At 72.3% G+C, this 19877-nt stretch carries 15 protein-coding genes; 8 read left to right on the plus strand and 7 right to left on the minus strand.

What is annotated here, in order from left to right; all coding sequences use genetic code 11:
* Positions 1 to 117: 117 nt before the first annotated feature.
* The 5 genes from OF819_RS03180 to pdhA form a co-directional block, all read right to left on the minus strand.
* Positions 118 to 1452, minus strand: a complete 1335-nt coding sequence (locus OF819_RS03180; RefSeq protein ID WP_267241739.1) for an MFS transporter — start codon at positions 1450 to 1452, stop codon at positions 118 to 120.
* A complete protein-coding gene (locus OF819_RS03185; protein ID WP_267241740.1) occupies positions 1449 to 2111 on the minus strand; it encodes a GntR family transcriptional regulator in 663 nt (220 codons plus the stop codon). The genes OF819_RS03180 and OF819_RS03185 overlap by 4 nt, the downstream gene beginning before the upstream one ends.
* A gap of 85 nt (positions 2112 to 2196) precedes the next feature.
* On the minus strand, positions 2197 to 3618 hold the full coding sequence (locus OF819_RS03190; protein ID WP_267241798.1) for a dihydrolipoamide acetyltransferase family protein: 1422 nt from the start codon (positions 3616 to 3618) through the stop codon (positions 2197 to 2199).
* A 29-nt stretch (positions 3619 to 3647) separates the two neighbouring features.
* Positions 3648 to 4628 carry an alpha-ketoacid dehydrogenase subunit beta gene (locus OF819_RS03195; RefSeq protein WP_267241741.1) on the minus strand — a complete coding sequence of 327 codons (981 nt, stop codon included), beginning with the start codon at positions 4626 to 4628 and terminating at the stop codon, positions 3648 to 3650.
* A 2-nt stretch (positions 4629 to 4630) separates the two neighbouring features.
* A complete protein-coding gene (pdhA, locus tag OF819_RS03200) occupies positions 4631 to 5797 on the minus strand; it encodes a pyruvate dehydrogenase (acetyl-transferring) E1 component subunit alpha (protein ID WP_267241742.1) in 1167 nt (388 codons plus the stop codon).
* 326 nt (positions 5798 to 6123) lie between these two features.
* Between pdhA and OF819_RS03205 the strand changes: the two genes are divergently transcribed.
* Both OF819_RS03205 and OF819_RS03210 read left to right on the plus strand, forming a co-directional pair.
* Positions 6124 to 6792, plus strand: coding sequence for a response regulator (locus OF819_RS03205; protein ID WP_267241743.1), 669 nt, complete (start codon positions 6124 to 6126; stop codon positions 6790 to 6792).
* A 307-nt stretch (positions 6793 to 7099) separates the two neighbouring features.
* The gene (locus tag OF819_RS03210) at positions 7100 to 8119 is read left to right on the plus strand and encodes a phosphotransferase (protein WP_267241744.1); all 1020 of its coding nucleotides are present in this window, start codon (positions 7100 to 7102) and stop codon (positions 8117 to 8119) included.
* A gap of 533 nt (positions 8120 to 8652) precedes the next feature.
* Here the strand turns inward: OF819_RS03210 and OF819_RS03215 are convergent.
* Positions 8653 to 10308 carry a protein kinase domain-containing protein gene (locus tag OF819_RS03215; protein ID WP_267241745.1) on the minus strand — a complete coding sequence of 552 codons (1656 nt, stop codon included), beginning with the start codon at positions 10306 to 10308 and terminating at the stop codon, positions 8653 to 8655.
* Positions 10309 to 10567: 259 nt separating this feature from the next.
* Here OF819_RS03215 and OF819_RS03220 point away from each other — a divergent pair, with 259 nt between their 5' ends.
* The 6 genes from OF819_RS03220 to OF819_RS03245 all read left to right on the plus strand — a co-directional run bounded on the left by OF819_RS03220 (position 10568) and on the right by OF819_RS03245 (position 18545).
* On the plus strand, positions 10568 to 12250 hold the full coding sequence (locus OF819_RS03220; protein WP_267241746.1) for a protein kinase domain-containing protein: 1683 nt from the start codon (positions 10568 to 10570) through the stop codon (positions 12248 to 12250).
* A gap of 171 nt (positions 12251 to 12421) precedes the next feature.
* Positions 12422 to 13144 (plus strand): hypothetical protein, encoded by a 723-nt coding sequence (locus OF819_RS03225; RefSeq protein ID WP_267241747.1) that lies wholly within the window; start codon positions 12422 to 12424, stop codon positions 13142 to 13144.
* A gap of 219 nt (positions 13145 to 13363) precedes the next feature.
* Complete coding sequence (locus OF819_RS03230; RefSeq protein WP_267241748.1) at positions 13364 to 14089, plus strand: PadR family transcriptional regulator; 726 nt, start codon at positions 13364 to 13366, stop codon at positions 14087 to 14089.
* A 120-nt stretch (positions 14090 to 14209) separates the two neighbouring features.
* Positions 14210 to 14971, plus strand: coding sequence for an ABC transporter ATP-binding protein (locus OF819_RS03235; RefSeq protein ID WP_267241749.1), 762 nt, complete (start codon positions 14210 to 14212; stop codon positions 14969 to 14971).
* Complete coding sequence (locus OF819_RS03240) at positions 14968 to 17838, plus strand: ABC transporter permease (RefSeq protein ID WP_267241750.1); 2871 nt, start codon at positions 14968 to 14970, stop codon at positions 17836 to 17838. Before OF819_RS03235 ends, OF819_RS03240 begins: the two co-directional genes overlap by 4 nt.
* Before the next feature lie 164 nt (positions 17839 to 18002).
* Positions 18003 to 18545 (plus strand): bacterial proteasome activator family protein, encoded by a 543-nt coding sequence (locus tag OF819_RS03245; RefSeq protein ID WP_323748889.1) that lies wholly within the window; start codon positions 18003 to 18005, stop codon positions 18543 to 18545.
* Positions 18546 to 18891: 346 nt separating this feature from the next.
* On the opposite strand, the gene OF819_RS03250 is transcribed toward OF819_RS03245, so the two are convergent.
* The gene (locus OF819_RS03250; protein WP_267241751.1) at positions 18892 to 19872 is read right to left on the minus strand and encodes an NAD(P)H-quinone oxidoreductase; all 981 of its coding nucleotides are present in this window, start codon (positions 19870 to 19872) and stop codon (positions 18892 to 18894) included.
* Between the last annotated feature and the right edge of the window lie 5 nt (positions 19873 to 19877).

Below are 19877 nucleotides of genomic sequence, written 5' to 3' on the forward strand. Positions count from 1 at the left end.
CAGCCAAATCAAGCCCGTCCGGCGATTGAGGACACAGCCGAAGGCCATACAGGGGGTCTGGGGGCCTGCCCCCAGCTTCGGGAAGGGGTGGGGTGGGGGAAAGACCCCCGGGACGGCCTACGCGGGGACGTGCACCGTCTCCACGCGGCTCGCCACCAGCCGCTCCCGCTCCCTGCGCACCGCCCGCCCCCGCAACCGCAGGATCTGCCAGACGCCCAGCGCCTGGAGGGCGAAGACCGAGGAGAAGGCGACCCGGTAGTCGTCCCCGGTCGCGTCCAGCAGCATGCCCACGGCCAGCAGCGTCGTCATCGAGGCGATGAAGCCGCCCATGTTCGTGATGCCGGACGCCGTGCCCTGGCGCTCCGGCGGGTTCGCGGGGCGGGCGAAGTCGAAGCCGATCATGGAGGCGGGCCCGCACGCCCCCAGCACCGTGCAGAGGGCGATGAGCAGCCAGAGAGGGGCCCGGTCGCCGGGGCAGAACAGGACGGCGGCCCACAGCGCCGCCGTCACCGCCACCGTGCCGAGGGCCAGCGGGGTCCGCGCGGCATGATGGCGGGCGATGAGCTGGCCGTAGACCAGGCCCACGGCCATGTTCGCCAGCACGACCAGGGTGAGCAGTTCGCCCGCGGTCTGACGGTTCAGCCCCTGTGCCTCGACCAGGAACGGCATGCCCCACAGCAGCAGGAACACCATCGCGGGGAACTGGGTGGTGAAGTGCACCCACATGCCGAGCCGCGTGCCCGGCTCCCGCCAGGACGCGGCGATCTGCCGCCGTACGAAGGCGACGCCGGCGTGGTGGACGGGCGGCGGCTCCTGGCCTTCGGGGTGGTCCTTGAGGAAGAGCAGGACCAGCGCCAGCACGACGAGCCCGGCGAGCGAGCTGCCGGCGAAGGTGGCCGTCCAGTCGAGGTGGTGCAGCATCCGGGCGAGGACGATCGTGGAGACGAGGTTGCCCGCCATGCCGAAGAGCGCGGCGACCTGGCCGATCAGCGGGCCGCGGCGAGCGGGGAACCAGCGGGCGCCCAGGCGCAGCACGCTGATGAAGGTCATGGCGTCGCCGCAGCCGAGCAGCGCGCGGGAGGCGAGGGCCATGCCGTACGAGGGGGAGAGCGCGAACCCGAGCTGTCCCGCGGTGAAGAGCACGATGCCCAGGACGAGGACCTTCTTGGTGCCCAGCCGGTCGACCATCAGGCCGACGGGTATCTGCATGCCCGCGTAGACGAGCAGTTGGAGGATCGAGAAGGCGGACAGGGCGGAGGCGTTGACGTGGAAGCGGTCGGCGGCGTCGAGTCCGGCGACGCCGAGGCTGGTGCGGAAGGTGACGGCGACGAAGTAGACGGCGACGCCTATGCCCCAGATCGCCGCGGCGCGCCGGCCGCCGGGCGGGTCGCCGGGCAGGCCGGGCGGGTCGCCGGGCAGGCCCGGACCCGCGGGGGAGGCGGCCTGGCTCACCGGGCCTCACCCCGGACCAGGTCCCGGACCCGTCCCAGATGGAGCCGGACGCACTCCGCGGCGCCCTCCGCGTCCCCCTGCTTGAGCCTGCCCAGGATCTCGGCGTGCTCCGTGATGTTCTTCGCGACCCGGTCGGGCTGCGCCTGCATCATGGCGACGCCCATGCGGAGCTGGCGGTCGCGGAGCTGGTCGTAGAGCTTGGAGAGGATCTCATTGCCCGCATGGCGGACGATCTCGGCGTGAAAGCAGCGGTCGGTTGCGGCCACGGCGCTCAGATCGCCCGCTTCGGCCCGCTGCTTCTGCTCGTCGAGCAGTTCCTGAAGCCGCAGCAGCAGCGCGGCGGGCGCGGGCACCGCCTTGCGCACGGCGAACTCCTCGACCAGCAGCCGGGTCTCCACGACATCGGCGATCTCCTGCGCGGAGACGGCGAGGACCAGCGCGCCTTTCTTGGGGTAAAGCTTGATGAGCCCTTCGACTTCGAGCTTGAGCAGCGCTTCCCGCACGGGCGTCCGCGACACCCCGACGGCCTGCGCCAGCTCGCCCTCGGTGAGCAGCGTGCCGCCTTTGTAACGGCGGTCCAGCACCCCCTGCTTGATGTGCACATAGACACGGTCGGCGGCAGCGGGCTGTCTACTGGGCGTCACGGGCGCGGAGGGCATGCGCACAGCTTAGATACAAGACAGGTACAAGACACAGCCCCGTCCGCGATGCGGACGGGGCCGTCTGCCGCTCGGCTGCTCCCGGTTACGACCAGGTGATCAGGCGCTTGGGGCGCTCCAGGACCGCCGCGACGTCGGCGAGGACCTTGGAGCCCAGTTCGCCGTCGACCAGCCGGTGGTCGAAGGAGAGGGCGAGGGTGGTGACCTGACGCGGCTTCACCTTGCCCTTGTGGACCCATGGCTGCGGCTTGATCGCGCCGACCGCGAGGATCGCGGACTCGCCGGGGTTGAGGATGGGCGTGCCCGTGTCGACGCCGAAGACGCCGACGTTGGTGATGGTCACCGTGCCGCCCTGCATGGCCGCCGGGGTGGTCTTGCCCTCGCGGGCGGTGGTGACCAGTTCCGCCAGGGCCCGGGCGAGCTGCGGCAGGGTCATGGCGTGCGCGTCCTTGACGTTCGGCACGATCAGACCGCGCGGAGTGGCCGCGGCGATGCCCAGGTTGACGTACTCCTTGCGCACGATCTCCTGGTTGGCCTCGTCCCAGGAGGCGTTGACGTCCGGGTTGCGCTTGATCGCGACCAGCAGCGCCTTGGCGATCAGCAGCAGCGGATTGACCCGCAGCCCCGCCATGTCCTTGTCGGACTTCAGCTCCTCGACCAGCTTCATCGTGCGCGTCACGTCGACCGTGACGAACTCCGTGACATGCGGCGCGGTGAACGCCGAGCCGACCATGGCCGCGGCCGTGGCCTTCCGTACGCCCTTGATGGGGATACGGGTCTCCCGCGCACCGGCCTCCGCGGGCGGGGCCGCGGCGGGGGCGGCCGCCGGGGCCCCGGGCTCCGGGGCGGGGGCCGCCAGGGTGGGCGGGGCCTGGACCGGGGCGACGGCGGCGTGCACGTCCTCGCGGGTGATGATGCCGTCCGGGCCGGTCGGGGTGACCTGGGTCAGATCCACGCCCAGGTCCTTGGCCAGCTTGCGCACCGGCGGCTTGGCGAGCGGCCGCGGGGCCGGGACCGCCGCCGCGGGTCCGTGGCCGTTCATCTCCGTCTGGATCGCGGCCGCGGCGGCCGCGGGGGCCGCTGTGGCGGGAGCCTGGGCGGCGGCGGGTGCCTGGGCGGCGGGTGCGGCCTGCTTGCGCGGACGGCGCTTGGTGGACGACTGGGCGACGCCATAGCCGACGAGGACCGGCTGCCGCCCCTCGGGCTCCGGCTCGGCCTGCGGCTCGGTCTTTGGGGCCTCGGCCTTTGGGGCCTCGGACGCCTCGGGCGCCGCCGCGCCGCCGCCCGGCGCGACGTCCACGGCGATGATCGAGGCGCCCACGTCCACCGTGGCCCCCTCGGGGAAGTGCAGCGCCTGCACCACCCCGTCGTACGGAATCGGCAGCTCCACGGCTGCCTTCGCCGTCTCCACCTCGCAGACGGCCTGCCCGTCGGTCACGGTGTCGCCGGGCTGGACGTACCACTTGAGGATCTCGGCCTCGGTCAGCCCCTCGCCCACGTCGGGCATCTTGAACTCGCGGATCACAGCAGTTCTCCTCAGTACGCCAGCGCGCGGTCGACGGCGTCGAGCACCCGGTCGAGTCCCGGAAGGTACTCCTCCTCCAGCCGTGCCGGCGGATAGGGGGAGTGGAATCCGCCGACCCTGAGCACCGGCGACTCCAGGTGATAGAAGCACCGCTCGGTGATCCGGGCGGCGATCTCCGCGCCGGAGCCGTAGAAGACAGGCGCTTCATGCACCACGACCAGCCGGCGGGTCTTCTCCACGGATGTCTGGATCGCGTCGAAGTCGATCGGGGACATCGACCGCAGATCCAGCACCTCGACCGACTTGCCCTCCTCCTCGGCCGCGGCCGCCGCCTCCAGGCAGACCTTCACCATCGGCCCGTACGCGGCCAGGGTGAGATCCGTGCCCGGCCGGGCCGTGCGCGCGGCGTGCAGCGGGCCGGGGATGGCGTCCGCATCGACCTCGCCCTTGTCCCAGTACCGCCGCTTCGGCTCGAAGAAGATCACCGGGTCGTCGGACTGGATGGCCTGCTGGAGCATCCAGTACGCGTCGGAGGAGTTCGAGGGCGAGACCACCTTCAGCCCGGCGACATGCGCGAACAGCGCCTCCGGCGACTCGCTGTGGTGCTCGACCGCGCCGATCCCGCCGCCGTACGGAATGCGCACCACGACCGGCAGCTTGACCTTGCCCAGGGCGCGGGCGTGCATCTTGGCGAGCTGGGTGACGATCTGGTCGTACGCCGGGAAGACGAACCCGTCGAACTGGATCTCCACCACCGGCCGGTAGCCGCGCAGCGCGAGGCCGATCGCCGTGCCGACGATGCCGGACTCCGCGAGCGGGGTGTCGATCACCCGGTCCTCGCCGAAGTCCTTCTGCAGTCCGTCGGTGACCCGGAAGACGCCGCCGAGCTTGCCGACGTCCTCACCCATGATCAGGACCTTGGGGTCGTTCTCCAGCGCCGTGCGCAGCGACTCGTTGAGCGCCTTGGCGAGGGGAAGCTTCTGCACCGCCATGATCAGTTGCCCTCCTCGGCGAACGACGCCTGGTACGCCGCGAACTGCGCCCGCTCCTCGTCGACGAGCGCGTGCCCGTCCGCGTAGACGTTCTCGAAGATCGCCATGTCGTCGGGGTCGGGCATGGCCCGCACAGCCTCCCGCACCCGCTTGGCGAGCGCGTCGCTCTCCTCCTCCAGGGCGGTGAAGAACGCGTCGTCCGCGTGGCCCGCCGCCTCCAGATGGGCGCGCAGCCGCTGGATCGGGTCCTTCGCCTCCCAGGCCAGGCGCTCGTCGTCGTGGCGGTACCGGGTCGGGTCGTCGGAGGTGGTGTGCGCGCCCATCCGGTAGGTGAACGCCTCGATCAGCGTGGGGCCCTCGCCGCGGCGGGCGCGCTCCAGCGCCCAGCGGGTCACCGCCAGACACGCCAGCACGTCATTGCCGTCCACGCGCACGCCCGGGAAGCCATAGCCCTCGGCCCGCTGGTACAGCGGCACACGGGTCTGCTTCTCGGTGGGCTCGGAGATCGCCCACTGGTTGTTCTGGCAGAAGAACACCACCGGCGCGTTGTAGACGGCGGAGAAGGTGAACGCCTCCGCGACGTCGCCCTGGCTGGACGCGCCGTCGCCGAAGTACGCGATCACCGCGGAGTCCGCGCCGTCCTTGGCCACGCCCATCGCATAGCCCGTCGCGTGCAGCGTCTGCGAGCCGATGACGATGGTGTAGAGCTGGAAGTTGTTGCTGTTCGGGTCCCAGCCGCCGTGGTTCACGCCGCGGAACATGCCGAGCAGATTGGTCGGATCGACCCCGCGGCACCAGGCGACGCCGTGCTCACGGTAGGTCGGGAAGACATAGTCGTCGTCGCGCAGGGCGCGGCCCGAGCCGATCTGGGCGGCCTCCTGGCCCAGCAGCGAGGCCCACAGGCCCAGCTCGCCCTGGCGCTGCAGGGCGGTCGCCTCGGCGTCGAACCGGCGGGTGAGAACCATGTCCCGGTACAGCCCGCGCAGCTCTTGTGCGCTCAGCTCGATGTCGTACTCGGGATGCTCGACCCGCTCCCCCTCAGGGGTGAGCAGCTGAACGAGCTGGGGCTCGGAGGCCTTCGGGCTCTGCTGCTTCTTGGCAGCGCCGGTGCGCTTGCCGGCGGCGCCGCTGCGTCGCGGTTTGCGCGCGGCAGTGCTCTCCACGGTCACGTGCGTGCTCCTCCGTCGGTCCGGCCCCCGGGTTCGCCGGGTAGGCCAGTGCGGCTCGCCCTGTTGTCCGTACCCGTGCACGGGGTGGGTGCGACTCGGCCGGGAACAGGTGTGGAAGGCGCCCCGGCACGAGTCTGCAAAGGCACGTTACCCAGTGTGCAGCATTCCTGCGAAACCCTACTTGACCTGCGATTTTGCTTGGATTTCCAAGTAAATCGAGAAAGTCGGGAACAATCACTGGTCACAGCCTTGCAGGTGGCCGGAACACCGGCACGTTATCCCGGTCACCCGGGGCACGGGAAGAGTCCGTGTGTGAGACTGCTTCCGTGCGCGAAGAAGGAAAAATCACCGTTTTTCTGCTCGATGACCATGAAGTGGTCCGGCGTGGCGTCCATGAACTGCTCTCGGCGGAGGGCGATATCGAAGTCGTGGGCGAAGCGGGAACGGCGGCGGACGCCCTGGTCAGAATTCCGGCGACGCGGCCGGATGTGGCGGTGCTGGACGTACGGCTGCCGGACGGCAGCGGGGTCGAGGTGTGCCGGGAGGTCCGCTCCCAGAACGAGGACATCAAATGCCTGATGCTCACCTCGTACGCGGATGACGAGGCCCTTTTTGACGCGATCATGGCCGGGGCCGCCGGATATGTGCTCAAGGCGATCCGCGGCAGCGAGCTGCTGGCGGCGGTGCGGGATGTGGCGGCCGGCAAGTCGCTGCTGGACCCGGTGGCCACGGCGCGGGTGCTGGAGCGGCTGCGTGACGGCGGCGTCGCGAAGGGTGACGACCGGCTGGCGAACCTCACCGAGCAGGAGCGCCGGATTCTGGATCTGATCGGGGAGGGGCTGACCAATCGCGCGATCGGGGAGCGGCTGCATCTCGCCGAGAAGACGATCAAGAACTATGTCTCCAGCCTGCTGTCGAAGCTGGGGATGGAGCGCCGGTCGCAGGCGGCGGCGTTCGTGGCGCGGATGCAGGCGGAGCGGCAGCAGCACCACTGACGCCTGACGGCGCGGGCAGCCGCACCCGGCGCACGCCGCGGGCGCGGAAGCGCCGTGCGGCTCTCCGCCGCAAGGCCGCGACCCAGCCCACCGACGGCCCGCAGATCCGACACCGCCCTTCCGGCGGGGCGCAGAGCCCGGACGGGGGGCACGGGGTCCGGGCAGTGCGCCGAGCCCGGGCAGGGGGCCGCGGGGAGGTGCTTGCGGCCCGCGGGGAGGTGCTTGCAGCGCGCTGGCCGGAGCCGCGGGGCCGTGCTCTTCCGAAGAGCGTCCACTGCGCCACGCTGAGTGATCTAACATCTGACGGGTGCCGCGCTCATCTGCTACTGCTCCGCCTCCCGTCGGCGCGCTGCTGCGCCGCTACGAGAACCCGGGCGAGCCGCTCTCCTGCCTGCCCGTCACCCAGGGGCTGCTGAACCGCGGCTACCGCCTCGCGACGACCCGCGGGGCGTACTTCCTCAAGCACCACCTCGACGGCGATCAGGAGGCGATCGACCGTCAACACCGGGCGACCCAGCGGCTGCAGGCCCTCGGAGTGCCGGTCGCGCCGCCCGTGGAGGACGCTCAGGGCCGCACGGTCGCGGTCATCCAGGGCCGCTGCTATGCCCTGCACCCATGGGTCGACGGCCGCCACCGGGACGGCGCGCAGCTCACGACGGCGCAGTCCCGGCGGCTCGGGGCGCTCCTGGGCGCGGTGCACACCTGTCTGGAGCGGGTGATGTCGCCCGACCTCGAACAGCGCGGCCGGGCCTACGAGCACCCGAGCGCCGACCCCGAGGAGACGTTCACGCTCATCGACGAACTGCTGGGGCTGGTGCGGGGGTCGCGTCCGCAGGACGCCTTCGACGCGCTCGCCGAGCACCGGCTGCTCGAACGGCGCGCTCTGCTGCGCCGCCACGCCGACCGGCGGCCGCCGCCGGGCTCGGCGCGCGGCTGGGTGCACGGCGACTTCCATCCGCTGAACCTGCTCTACCGGGGGCAGGAACCCGCGGCGATCGTCGACTGGGACCGGCTGGGGGTCCATCCACGCGCCGAGGAAGCGGTCCGCGCCGCCGCGATCTTCTTCGTGCGCCCCACGGGCGAGCTCGAACTCCCCAAAGTCCGCGCCTACGCCCGCGCCTACCGCCGCACCACGGGCGCGGACCCGGCGGAACTCACCGCCGCCGTGCACCGCGTGTGGTGGGAGCGCCTCAACGACTTCTGGATCCTCCGCTGGCGCTACCAACTCCACGACCGCCGGGCGGACCCCCAGTTCCCGGCGACGTCCGCGCTCGCGGTCTGGTGGACGCACGAATACGACGCGGTCCGCGAGGCGTTCACCACCTGACGGCTGTTTTCCCCCACTGCGGGGGCTCCGCCCCCACACCCCCGAAAGCCGCCCCAGGTCCGCGCCGACCCCGGCCCCGCAGCACGCAGCCGCCCATCGCCGGGCTCGGGACAGCCACAGGACCCCCCGGCAGCGGAGAGAGCCGCACGCCCCGCACACCGCCCGAATCAGGCCGCCTCTCCGGGTGCACCGGAGGCGGGCCCCGGGGAGCCGCTCCTCAGAGGAGGCCAGGGACGCGCGCGCGGCGCGAAGCTGCCGCTTCTCAACGGTGCGGGGGCGAAACCCCCGTGAACAGCCTCCCCCGGAGGGGGGCCGGGGCAGAGCCCCCGCACCCGAAACGGCCGCCATAAGGGGTGCGCCGAAGGCGCAGCCCCGGAGGCAGCGGGCAAAACCCGGGAACGCCCCTCCCCCGGAGGGGACCACGGACCCGCGCGCAGCGCGAAGCCGCCGCTTCTCAGGGGCGCGGGGGCGAAGCCCCCGCGAACAACCTCCCCCCGAAGGGGGGTCCGGGGGGCGGAGCCCCCCGGTTTCGGCTACTCCGCGCCGTCGTCGCCGCCGCGGTCGCTCCCCGACGTCGCGCCCCCGTCGCCCCCCGACGTGGGCCCGCCCGGACCGCCCGGATCCGGGTCGCCCGGGTCCGGGTCGGTGCCGCCCGTGGGGTCGTTCGTGGGGCCGCCGGTGGGGTCGTCCGTCGGGTCGCCGGTGGGGGGCGTCGAGGGGGTGCCCGTGGGGTCGCCCGTCGGGTTCGAGGGGGTGAACGACGGGGTGTACGAGGGCGTGAAGGACGGCCGCCGCGGCGGCTCCTGGTTCTGGCCGGACGAGGTGTCCGGCTGGTCCTGCCCGTCCGGCTCGCTCTGCTCCTCGCTCGGCGTCGGCGAGGTCTTGTCGGACTGCGACGGCGATTCGGAGACCGACGGACTGTCCGTCGTACCGCCCGCCTCGCCCCCCGCGCGGTCCAGCGCGAACGCGACCCCCGCCACGATCGCGATCACCGCGAGCGCCGCAAACAGCATCACTTTGCCGCGGCCGCCCCGGCGGCCGGGCCGGCTGCCGCCGTACCCGTCGTCGTAACCGCCGTATGCCCCGTCGTCGGGGTTCATCGGCGGCAGGATCGGCCCCTGCGAGGTGTCCCCGTGTCCGACGCGCCCCTGCCCGGCGGAGCCCATCACGGCCGTCGGGCCGGTCGTCCCCGTCGCCGGGGTCGCGCCGCCGGTGCGCCCGCCCGCCGGACCGGCGTCGGGCAGCGCGACAGGGCCGGTGTTCCACACTCCGGTGTGGCCGCCCTGCTCGTGCAGCATCTGCAGGGCGTACTGCACCAGCCCCCGCATCTCCTCCGCGCTCTGGAACCGGTCGTCCGGATCCTTCGCCAGGGAGCGCATCACCAGCCCGTCCAGCTCCGGCGGCACGGACTGCAGCACCTGCGACGGCGGCACCGGCATGTCCTGCACATGCTGATACACCACCGACAGCGGCGTCTCACCGGTGAACGGCGGCCGCAGCGCCAGCAGTTCGTACAGCAGACAGCCCGTGGCATACAGGTCCGAGCGGTGGTCGACCGCCTTGCCGAGCGCCTGCTCGGGCGACAGATACTGCGGCGTGCCCATGACCATGCCGGTCTGTGTCATCGTCGCCTGCGCGCCGTGCAGGGCGCGCGCGATGCCGAAGTCCATCACCTTCACGGCGCCGGAGTTGGTGATGATGACGTTCGCCGGCTTGATGTCCCGGTGCACGATGCCGTGCTGGTGCGAGTACGCCAGCGCCTCCAGCACCCCGGCCACGATGATCAGCGCCTGCTCCGGCGGCGGCGCCTCCGCGTTGACCAGCAGATCGCGGATGGTGCGCCCCTCGACGAGCTCCATCACGATGTAGGGGACGGTGTGCCCGCCCACGGCGTCCTCGCCGGAGTCGTACACCGCGACCACCGCGTGGTGGTTGAGACCGGCGACCGACTGCGCCTCGCGCGTGAAGCGGGCCTTGGAGACCGGGTCCTCCGCGAGGTCCGCGCGCAGCAGCTTCACCGCGACGGTGCGGCCGAGCCGTACGTCCTCCGCGGCGAACACCTCGGCCATGCCACCGCGGCCCAGGCGGTGCGTCAGGCGGTAGCGGCCGTCGCCGACCAGTCCGTCGATGCCCCAGGAGTCCGCCGCATCCGGCACTCCGCCGCCGCCTGCTTCGGGTTCGGGTGCCATCAGTCCTCGCCGTCGTATCTCAGGGTGCTGTGCCACGTCACGCTACAGCCTCCGCGTGACGATGCGGATTCCAGACGATCCGCACATGCCCGATAACGCGAAACCATGCGGTTCCTGTAACGCTTCCGAGACGCTTCTTGTGCGTACGGTCACGGAACGGGCGTCCGGCTTGACGTGTCGGACCCCTCGGGCAGACTGGCCCCGTACATCATCGCGGTCGCCGCGCCCCGGCACGGCGGGCCCTAGGGGGAAGCAAGTCATGAGCCAGGACGGCGCACAGGGCCGCCATGCGGGCGGTTCCGTCGCGGGCGGCCGCTATCAGCTGCGCGATCTCCTCGGCGAGGGCGGCATGGCGTCCGTGTACCTCGCCTATGACTCCGCCCTGGACCGGCAGGTCGCCATCAAGACGCTCCATACGGAGCTGGGGCGCGAGCAGTCGTTCCGCGAGCGCTTCCGCCGCGAGGCGCAGGCCGTGGCCAAGCTGTCGCACACCAACATCGTGTCCGTCTTCGACACCGGCGAGGACACGCTGGACGGCGCGCTGATGCCGTACATCGTCATGGAGTACGTGGAGGGCAAGCCCCTCGGCTCCGTGCTCCAGGACGACATCCGGCAGTACGGCGCGATGCCGGCCGACAAGGCCCTGAAGGTGACCTCCGATGTGCTGGCCGCGCTGGAGACCAGCCATGAAATGGGCCTGGTCCACCGGGACATCAAGCCCGGCAATGTGATGATGACCAAGCGCGGCGTGGTCAAGGTGATGGACTTTGGCATCGCCCGCGCCATGCAGTCCGGCGTCACGTCGATGACGCAGACCGGCATGGTCGTCGGCACGCCGCAGTATCTGTCTCCCGAGCAGGCCCTGGGCCGCGGCGTCGACGCCCGCTCCGATCTGTACTCGGTCGGCATCATGCTCTTCCAGCTGCTGACCGGGCGGCTGCCCTTCGACGCGGACTCGCCGCTGGCGATCGCGTATGCGCATGTGCAGGAGGAGCCGGTCGCTCCGTCCAGCATCAACCGCTCCCTCACACCCGCGATGGACGCACTGGTGGCGCGGGCGCTCAAAAAGAACCCGAACGAGCGCTTCCCCAGCGCCGAGGCGATGCGCGACGAATGCGCCCGGGTCGCGAGCGCCGGGCAGACCGGCGCGCCGGCGATCGTCGCGGGCGGCCCGGTCAGCAGCGGCGCCGGGGTCGGCTCCGCCGTGTTCCCGCCGCTGGACCAGTCGGCCCCGCCGCCCGGCCCACAGAGCGTGCAGACGCCCTACCAGCCGGGACCGGCCCCGCAGGGCCCCTACGGGACCCCCGCGCCCCAGCAGCCGCACACCCAGCCGCAGCCGCATGCCCAGCCGCACTACGGCTATCCGCAGAACGCCGCGCCCGCACCCGTACCCGCGCCTGCCCCGGGCTACCAGCAGCAGCACGGCGCGGCGACCCCGCCCCCGTACACGATCTCGCCCCAGCCGTCCCCCGCGGGCGGCGGCAACGGCGGCGGGCGGCGGAACATGCCGCTCATCGTGGGGGCGATCGCCGTGGCGGCGCTCGCGGTCGGCGGTGTGATCACAGCGGTCGCGCTCAACAAGGACGACAACCCGGGCGGCGGGGGCGGGGCCGGCGGCGAGGCGAGCGCCAGCGAGTCGGCGAAGGCCGGGTACAAGGGCCCGGAGCGACACCGGACGATCAAGAAGACCGCTTGCTCGGACGCGCGGGAGAGCTCGTACGACCCCTCGAAGGTGCAGGCGCCCGACTTTGTCTACAAGGACATCCTCTCGGTCAAGGAGTGCGCCCAGACCCAGGGCTGGAAGATCAACGAGAGGCGCGTCGACAACGCCCAGTGGGGCGAGGACATCGTGATCTCCCAGTTCCCGCTGGCCGACACCGACATCTCCGAGGACAACGCGACCTTCACCCTTGAGGTCTCCACGGGCAATCCGCCCGACTGACCCCCTTGCTTCTCGTCCCCTCACCGCCTCGTCCCCTCACCGCCTCGCCCACTCGTCTAGCTGAGCCCTCGCCAGACATGGACGCCGTGCCCGAGATGCCGGATGTGTCACGTCATGTGACGCTGAGTTCACCAAGCGGAACTCGGCGGCTCGGCACGGGAGGGTCACCCGGTGACACGCAGGCGGCTCGGCATTCGGTGCGTGGTCACCGCCGCGGCCACGGCGGCGCTGACCCTTGCCGCCTCACCGCCTGAGTACGCCGCCGAGTCCACGCCCCCCTCCGCCGTGGCCGCCCCGACCCAGACCCCGGCCGCCGCCGCGGACGAGTCGCCCGACGGCGCGGCGCCGACCGTCTCCTCGTCCTTCGCGGGGCGGCCGGCGGGGGAGGGGCGCCCCCGTCCTGGACGGCGGCCGGGAAGCCGCAGCCCGCATCCGCCCGACGAGCAGAGCGCCTCCGCACCGGTGAGCCCGGAGCCGGACGGGGCCGCGGACGGCACCGCAGCCCCCTCCGGCTCTCCCAGCGCCGCCTCCCCCGCGGCGTCGGGCGATGCCACGTCCACGGCTGATACGCGGCCGGACGGCCGGGAGACGGACGCCGCCCCCCGGCCGTCCGGGGACTTCAGGCGTCCGCATGGGCACAAGCCCCCTCCGGGGGAGGAGGAAGAGACGCCGGGCAGCGACGATGCGCACCCGACTCCGGACGGCGAGGGCAGCGCCGTCGGCCCCCTTCCGCCGGGGGCGGGCACCACCGAATCGGCGGACGCCCGCAACCGGGACGACCGCCCTCTCGCCGAGGCCGAGCGGCACCGGATCTCCCCGCTGTCCCTGGGGGCCGGGATGACGCTGATGGGGCTGGGGCTGGGCTTTCTGGGTCTGCGGCTGCGCCGCCGCTGACAGCCGCCCACTGGCCCGCGGCCACTGACATCCGCCCGCTGACCCGCGGCCGCTGACATCCGGCCCCGGCTTCGGCCGTACGCCGCGAGGCCGCCCCCCGCGCGGCCGCCCCCGCCTCGGCCGTCCGCCGTGAGACCGTCCGTCCGCCTCAGGGCCTACCCGCACAGTCCGTCTCAGGACGGTTGGCCCCCGTCGGCATACCCGGTATACATACTCAGTATGTCGATCCGCCACGGTCTTCTCGCCCTGCTTGAACGGGGCCCCCGGTACGGCTCTCAGCTCCGTACGGAGTTCGAGTCCCGCACCGGCGCCACCTGGCCGCTCAACGTCGGGCAGGTCTATACGACCCTCAACCGCCTGGAGCGCGACGGCATGGTCGTCCAGGACGGCGAGGACTCCGCGGGACACGCGCTCTACGTGATCACGGACGCGGGGTGCAGCGAGCTGAAGAGCTGGTTCGAGACGCCGGTGGACCGCAGCAGCCCGCCCCGTGACGAACTGGCCATCAAGCTCGCCATGGCCGTCGGCGCGTCAGGGGTGGACATCCGTGATGTCATCCAGTCCCAGCGCCGCCACACGGTCAAGGCGATGCAGGACTACACCCGGCTCAAGGCGCAGGCGCTGGCCGCCGTCGAGGGCAAGGGCCCGAAGGAACGGGACGATGTGGCATGGCTGCTGGTGCTGGAGCAGCTGATCTTCCAGACCGAGGCCGAGGCACGCTGGCTCGATCACTGTGAGGCCCGGCTCATCCGGCTCTCCGCGGCGGCGGGGCCAGGGCCGGGGCCGGGCGTACCGCCTCCCCACGGCACACCACCCGCCCACGGCGCATCGCAGCCCCGGCAGAGCAGCACCACCAGCGCCGCCAGCACCACCAGCGCCGCCAGCACGACCAGCACCACCGGCGCCGGCGCTGTAAGCCCCGCGCATCCGGCCCGCTCCTCGTAGCAGGGGCCGGCCCCGTCTTCCGTACCACCGTCTTCCGTACCACCGCTCATGCATGGGCGCGCCATCTGACCGGGCACGCCCCCGTGCATCCATACGCAACCGCACAAGGGGGGACCCTCCATGTCCACACAATCGCCCCACACGTCACAGGGGCAACAGCGACCTGTGCTGCGGCTTCAGCAGCTGAGCCGTGTCCACGGCAGCGGGGCCACCGAGGTGCACGCCCTGCGCGGCGTCGACCTCGACGTCTTCCCCGGGGAACTCGTCGCGGTCATGGGCCCGTCGGGCTCCGGGAAGTCCACACTGCTCACGATCGCGGGCGGCCTCGACACCCCGACGTCCGGACGCGTCATCGTCGAGGACACCGACATCACCGCCGCCGACCGCAAGACGCTCGCCGCGCTGCGCCGCCGCAGCATCGGCTATGTCTTCCAGGACTACAACCTGATACCGGCCCTGACCGCGGCCGAGAACGTCGCGCTGCCGCGCGAACTCGACGGCGTCTCGGCCCGCAAGGCGCGCGGCGAGGCCCTCGCCGCGCTGGAGGAGATGGAGCTGGGGCATCTCGCCGACCGCTTCCCGGACGAGATGTCCGGCGGCCAGCAGCAGCGGGTGGCGATCGCCCGCGCCCTCGTCGGCGACCGCCGGCTCGTCCTCGCCGACGAGCCCACCGGCGCCCTGGACTCCGAGACCGGGGAGTCGGTGCTCGCCCTGCTGCGCTCCCGCTGCGACGCGGGCGCGGCCGGCATCCTCGTCACCCATGAGCCGCGCTTCGCGGCCTGGGCGGACCGCGTGGTCTTCCTGCGCGACGGCGCGGTCGTCGACCAGACCGTACGCAGCCAGGCGGACTCTCTGCTGACGGGCCAGGCGGCCGAACTGTGATCACCTGGTACCACTCCTGGCGCGCCGCGATCCGGATCGCCCGCCGCGACGCCTGGCGTTCCAAGGGACGCAGCTTTCTCGTCCTGGCGATGATCGCCCTGCCCATCCTCGGGGTGAGCGCGGCCGATCTGACGGTGCGCAGCGCCGAACTGTCCACGGAGCAGAAGCTGGAGCGCTCCCTGGGCGCGGCCGACGCCCGGCTGTCCGACCCCGGATACGGCGGCGCCCCCATCCTGCAGACGCCGAAGGGGGACAACTACGCGCCCGCAGACGACTTCGAGGACAAGCCGTACCCGGAAGGCGGCACCGATGTCACCAAGGCCGTTCCTGCGGGCGCCAAGACCCTGAAGGATGTGACCGGTTCGGCGAAGCTGCACACCGAGCACGGTCTGCTGCACACCGAGATACGGGAGTTGAAGGCCGCCGACCCGATGGCGAAGGGCACGCTGACCCTGATCAGCGGCCGCTTCCCGGCGGGCGACACCGAAGTCGCGGCGACCACGCATTTCCTCGCTTCCAGCGGGCTGAAGGTCGGTTCGACGCTGAAGGCACGCGGATTTGACCGCGAGTACACGGTCGTCGGGTCGTATGAGCTCCCCGACTCGCTGAAGTCCGACCAGGTCAACGCCCTTCCCGGCGCGATGCTTGCCCCGCTCGACAAGGCGCTGAAGGCGGACGGGCTGCCCGGCACGGGGGGCGACGCCACCTATCTGGTGAGCCTGCCGGGTGGTTTCACGTGGAACATGGTCAAGGAGACCAACGCCAAGGGCGTGGTGGTCCATTCGCGGGCCGTCGACCTCGCCCCGCCGGCCAGGGCGGATGTGCCGTTCTACCAGAAGTACGACCAGACCGGCTTCGGCATGAGCGCGGGCGCCAGGGCCACCGCCCTCGCCGCGATCGGCACGGTCGTCGGGCTGGCGATGCTGGAAATCTGTCTGCTGGCCGGTCCCGCCTTCGCGGTCGGCGCACGGCGCTCGCGCCGCCAGCTCGGTCTGGTGGGCGCCAACGGCGGTGAGCGCCGCCATATCCGGGCCATCGTGCTGTCCGGCGGTCTGGTCATCGGCTTCGCCGCGGCTGTCGTCGGCACGGTCCTCGGGCTGGCGCTGACGTATGCGCTGCGTCCGGTGCTGGAGGAGTACATCGGGCAGCGCTTCGGCCACTTCGACATCCGCCCGCTGGAACTGCTGGGCATCGGCCTGCTGGCCGTCCTCACCGGCCTGCTGGCCGCGGTCGTGCCGGCTGTCACCTCGTCCCGGCAGACGGTGCTCGCCTCGCTCACCGGCCGCCGCGGCGTGCGCCGGAGCAATCGGGTGCTGCCGGTGATCGGTCTGGCGGCGACGCTGCTGGGCGCGGCGATCGCGCTCTACGGCTCGGTCTTCTCCGACCAGTTCGCCATCGTGGCGGGCGGCAGCGCCCTCGCCGAGCTGGGCGTCGTCGCCATGACGCCCGCTCTGGTGGGCCTGTTCGGGCGTGCCGGGCGGCTGCTGCCGCTCTCGCCGCGGCTGGCGCTGCGGGACGCGGTGCGCAACCGGGGCCGTACGGCGCCTGCCGTCGCGGCGGTGCTGGCCGCCGTCGCCGGTACGGTCGCGGTGGCCACCTATGCGGCAAGCAGGGACGCGCAGCAGCGTGCCGAGTATGAGGCGAAGCTGCCGCATGGCGCGGTGTCGGTGATCCTGGACGAGGCGGGTTCGGCGCGGGACGTGCCCGGGGTGCGCTCCACGGTGCAGAAGCTGCTGCCCGTCGACGTACGGGCGGACATGGACCGGATCTCGGTCGGGAACGCCAACTGCTCGGTGTGGGAAGGCGGATCCGAGGGCTGCGGCCGCTATGAGGTCCTCGTACCCCCGCAGAACGAGTGTCCGCTGTGGGCGACCGATCCGGCGAACCCGGACGCCGATCCGGCGGAACGGTTCAGCAAGGCGGAGCGCCGCAAGCTCGCCGAGGACTGGCGCTGCGAGCAGTCGAGCGGACGGGGCGGATACGTCCCCGACGGTGTGGTGGTCGCCGACGCCGCCCTGCTGAAGGTGCTGGAGATCGACGACCCGGCGGCGGCGAAGGCGCTGGCCGGCGGACAGCCCGTGGTCTTCGACAAGCGCTACGCCGACAAGGCGGGCATGGTCCGGATCAAGTTGATCACGGACACGGAGGCCGCGGACAGGGCGTTCGAAGAGGGCAAGGAGGCGCCGGGCGAGATCAAGTCGTTCCGTGCCCAGCAGGCGGCGGACGGCGTCGACGCCTACGGCCTGTCGGTGATCGTGCCGCCGTCCGCGGCGAAGGCGGCCGGACTGTCCACCCTTCCGCTGGGTGCGTACTACTCCACCGACACACTGCCGAACACCGAGCAGCGCCAGCGGCTGGAAGGCGAGCTCGACAAGACCGGATCGTCAGTGGCGCTCCATATCGAGGAGGGCTACACCAGCGAGAACAGCATCATCCTGCTGGCGCTGACCGTCTTCGCCGGACTGATCACCATCGGCGCGGCGGGCATCGCGACCGGTCTTGCGCAGGCCGACGCGGAAGCCGATCTGAAGACGCTCGCCGCGGTCGGTGCGCCCCCACGGGTGCGGCGGACGCTCAGCGGCTTCCAGTGCGGCGTGGTGGCCGCGATGGGAGTGCTGCTCGGATCGGCCGCCGGTGTGCTGCCGGCGATCGGGCTGCGGCTCACCGAGCGGCGCGAGCAGCTCAAGTGGCATCAGGAGGCGCTGGACAACGGCTGGGGCGGTTTCGCCACAGAGCCCTATGTGCCGGTCGTCATCCCCTGGCCGACGCTGGCGGCGCTGCTGGTCGCGGTCCCGGTGGGCGCGGCCCTGCTGGCCGCGCTGGTCACCCGCTCGCGCGGCGCGCTGGCCCGCCGCGAGACGGCCTGACGGCGTTCTGTGTCCTCGGGCTCCGGGCTCCGGGCTCCGGGCTCCGGGCTCCGGGCTCCGGGCTCCGGGCTCCGGGCTCCGGGCTCCGGGCTCCGGGGGAGGGTGGATCACTCTCCCCCGGGGGCACACCGTGTGCAGACGTGCCCGTGCGAGAGAATGGCGGCATGGAGATGCCGAGGAATGAACGGCCGCAGGAGAGTCCGCACGTCCTGGTAGTAGGCCAGGACGGCATGGCGCTGGGCGGCGGCGACACCGACGACGGGTCCCGCGAGGTCCCGGTCACGGACATGGTGGAACAGCCCGCGAAGGTCATGCGCATCGGCAGCATGATCAAGCAGCTGCTGGAGGAAGTCCGCGCGGCCCCTCTGGACGAAGCGAGCCGGGCCCGCCTGAAGGAGATCCATTCCAGCTCCATCAAGGAGCTGGAGGACGGCCTCGCCCCCGAGCTGGTCGAAGAGCTCGAACGCCTCTCCCTTCCCTTCACCGAGGACTCGGTCCCCACCGAAGCGGAACTGCGCATCGCGCAGGCCCAGTTGGTGGGCTGGCTGGAGGGTCTCTTCCACGGGATCCAGACCACGCTGTTCGCCCAGCAGATGGCCGCCCGCGCCCAACTCGAACAGATGCGCCGCGCCCTCCCCCCGGGCGTCCACCACGAGGACGACGAACCCCACCCCCACACCTCGGCCCGCTCGGGCCCGTACCTCTGACCTCCGCGCCGGGAGGGGCGGCCACCGGCCCCCTCCCGGCCGCCCGCTTCCCCTGCCTTGCCCCTTCGCCGCCTCCGCCTTGGACGGGAAACCCCCCACTGCCCCTGACCGTGCGGCACCCCGTCCGTGCGGCACCCCTGACCGTGCGGCGCGCGCCCGACCGTGCGGCGAAGCGGCCGCGTGTTCCCCGGGCGGTGGTCTCTCCCCTGCCCCGCCCCCTTCCCGTAACTGGGGGCTACGCCCCCAGAACCCCCTTCGGGGGAAAGGGCGGGAGGGTGGGAAAACCCGCTCCCGGGGCGCGGGGCCCGCCCCGGTAAGGTCCCAGGGCGCGGCGGGTGCCCCCCGCCTACTCCGCCACCAGCAGCACCTTGCCCACGTGCACCCCGGCCTCCAGCACCCGATGCCCCTCCCCCGCCTCCCTCAACCGCACCGTGCGATCCACCACCGCCCGCACCCGCCCCGCCTCGATCAGCGGCCACACATGCTCCCGCACCGCCGCCACGATCGCCGCCTTCTCGCCCGGCGGCCGCCCCCGCAGGGACGTCGCCGTGATCGCCCCGCGCTTCCCCAGCAGCGCCGCCAGATTCAGCTCGCCCTTGACTCCGCCCTGAAGGCCGATCACCGCCAACCGCCCGTTGACGGCGAGCGCCTTCACATTGCGGTCCAGATACTTCGCCCCGACGATGTCGAGGATCACATCCGCCCCGGCTCCGTCCGTCGCCTTGCGGATCTCCGCGACGAAGTCCTGCTCCCGGTAGTCGATCAGGATGTCCGCGCCCAGCTCCGCGCACCGCGCCAGCTTCTCGGGCCCGCCCGCCGTCACCGCAACCCTCGCGCCCACCGCCTTGGCGAGCTGGACCGCCATCGTTCCGATGCCGCTCGCACCGCCGTGCACCAGCAGCGTCTCACCCGGCCGCAGATGCGCGATCATAAACACGTTCGACCACACCGTCGCGGTGACCTCCGGCAGCGCCGCCGCCGTCACTAGGTCCATGCCCTGCGGCACCGGCAGCAGCTGCCCCGCCGGCACGGCGACCTTCTCCGCGTAACCACCGCCCGCCAGCAGCGCGCACACCTCGTCGCCGACCGCCCATCCGGACACCCCGGGCCCCACGGCCGCGATCCGGCCGGAACACTCAAGGCCGGGGTACGGGGACGCCCCGGGCGGCGGGTCGTAGTACCCCTGCCGTTGCAGCAGATCCGCCCGGTTCACCGCACTCGCGACGACATCGACAAGCACCTCGCCCTCACCGAGCGCCGGATCGGGCACCTCCGCCCAGATCAGCGCCTCGGGACCGCCGGGTTGGGGAATCGTGATCGCATGCATGCCGG

This window comes from Streptomyces sp. PR69, from assembly GCF_026420845.1.
Lineage (GTDB): Bacteria > Actinomycetota > Actinomycetes > Streptomycetales > Streptomycetaceae > Streptomyces.

Coding starts and splice junctions, on each gene's coding strand:
- OF819_RS03185 (WP_267241740.1), bottom strand. CDS start 2,111: ATGCCCTCCGCGCCCGTGACGCCCAGTAGACAGCCCGCTGCCGCCGAC.
- OF819_RS03190 (WP_267241798.1), bottom strand. CDS start 3,618: ATGCCCGACGTGGGCGAGGGGCTGACCGAGGCCGAGATCCTCAAGTGG.
- OF819_RS03195 (WP_267241741.1), bottom strand. CDS start 4,628: ATGGCGGTGCAGAAGCTTCCCCTCGCCAAGGCGCTCAACGAGTCGCTG.
- OF819_RS03215 (WP_267241745.1), bottom strand. CDS start 10,308: ATGGCACCCGAACCCGAAGCAGGCGGCGGCGGAGTGCCGGATGCGGCG.
- OF819_RS03220 (WP_267241746.1), top strand. CDS start 10,568: ATGAGCCAGGACGGCGCACAGGGCCGCCATGCGGGCGGTTCCGTCGCG.
- OF819_RS03230 (WP_267241748.1), top strand. CDS start 13,364: ATGTCGATCCGCCACGGTCTTCTCGCCCTGCTTGAACGGGGCCCCCGG.
- OF819_RS03235 (WP_267241749.1), top strand. CDS start 14,210: ATGTCCACACAATCGCCCCACACGTCACAGGGGCAACAGCGACCTGTG.
- OF819_RS03245 (WP_323748889.1), top strand. CDS start 18,003: ATGGAGATGCCGAGGAATGAACGGCCGCAGGAGAGTCCGCACGTCCTG.
- OF819_RS03250 (WP_267241751.1), bottom strand. CDS start 19,872: ATGCATGCGATCACGATTCCCCAACCCGGCGGTCCCGAGGCGCTGATC.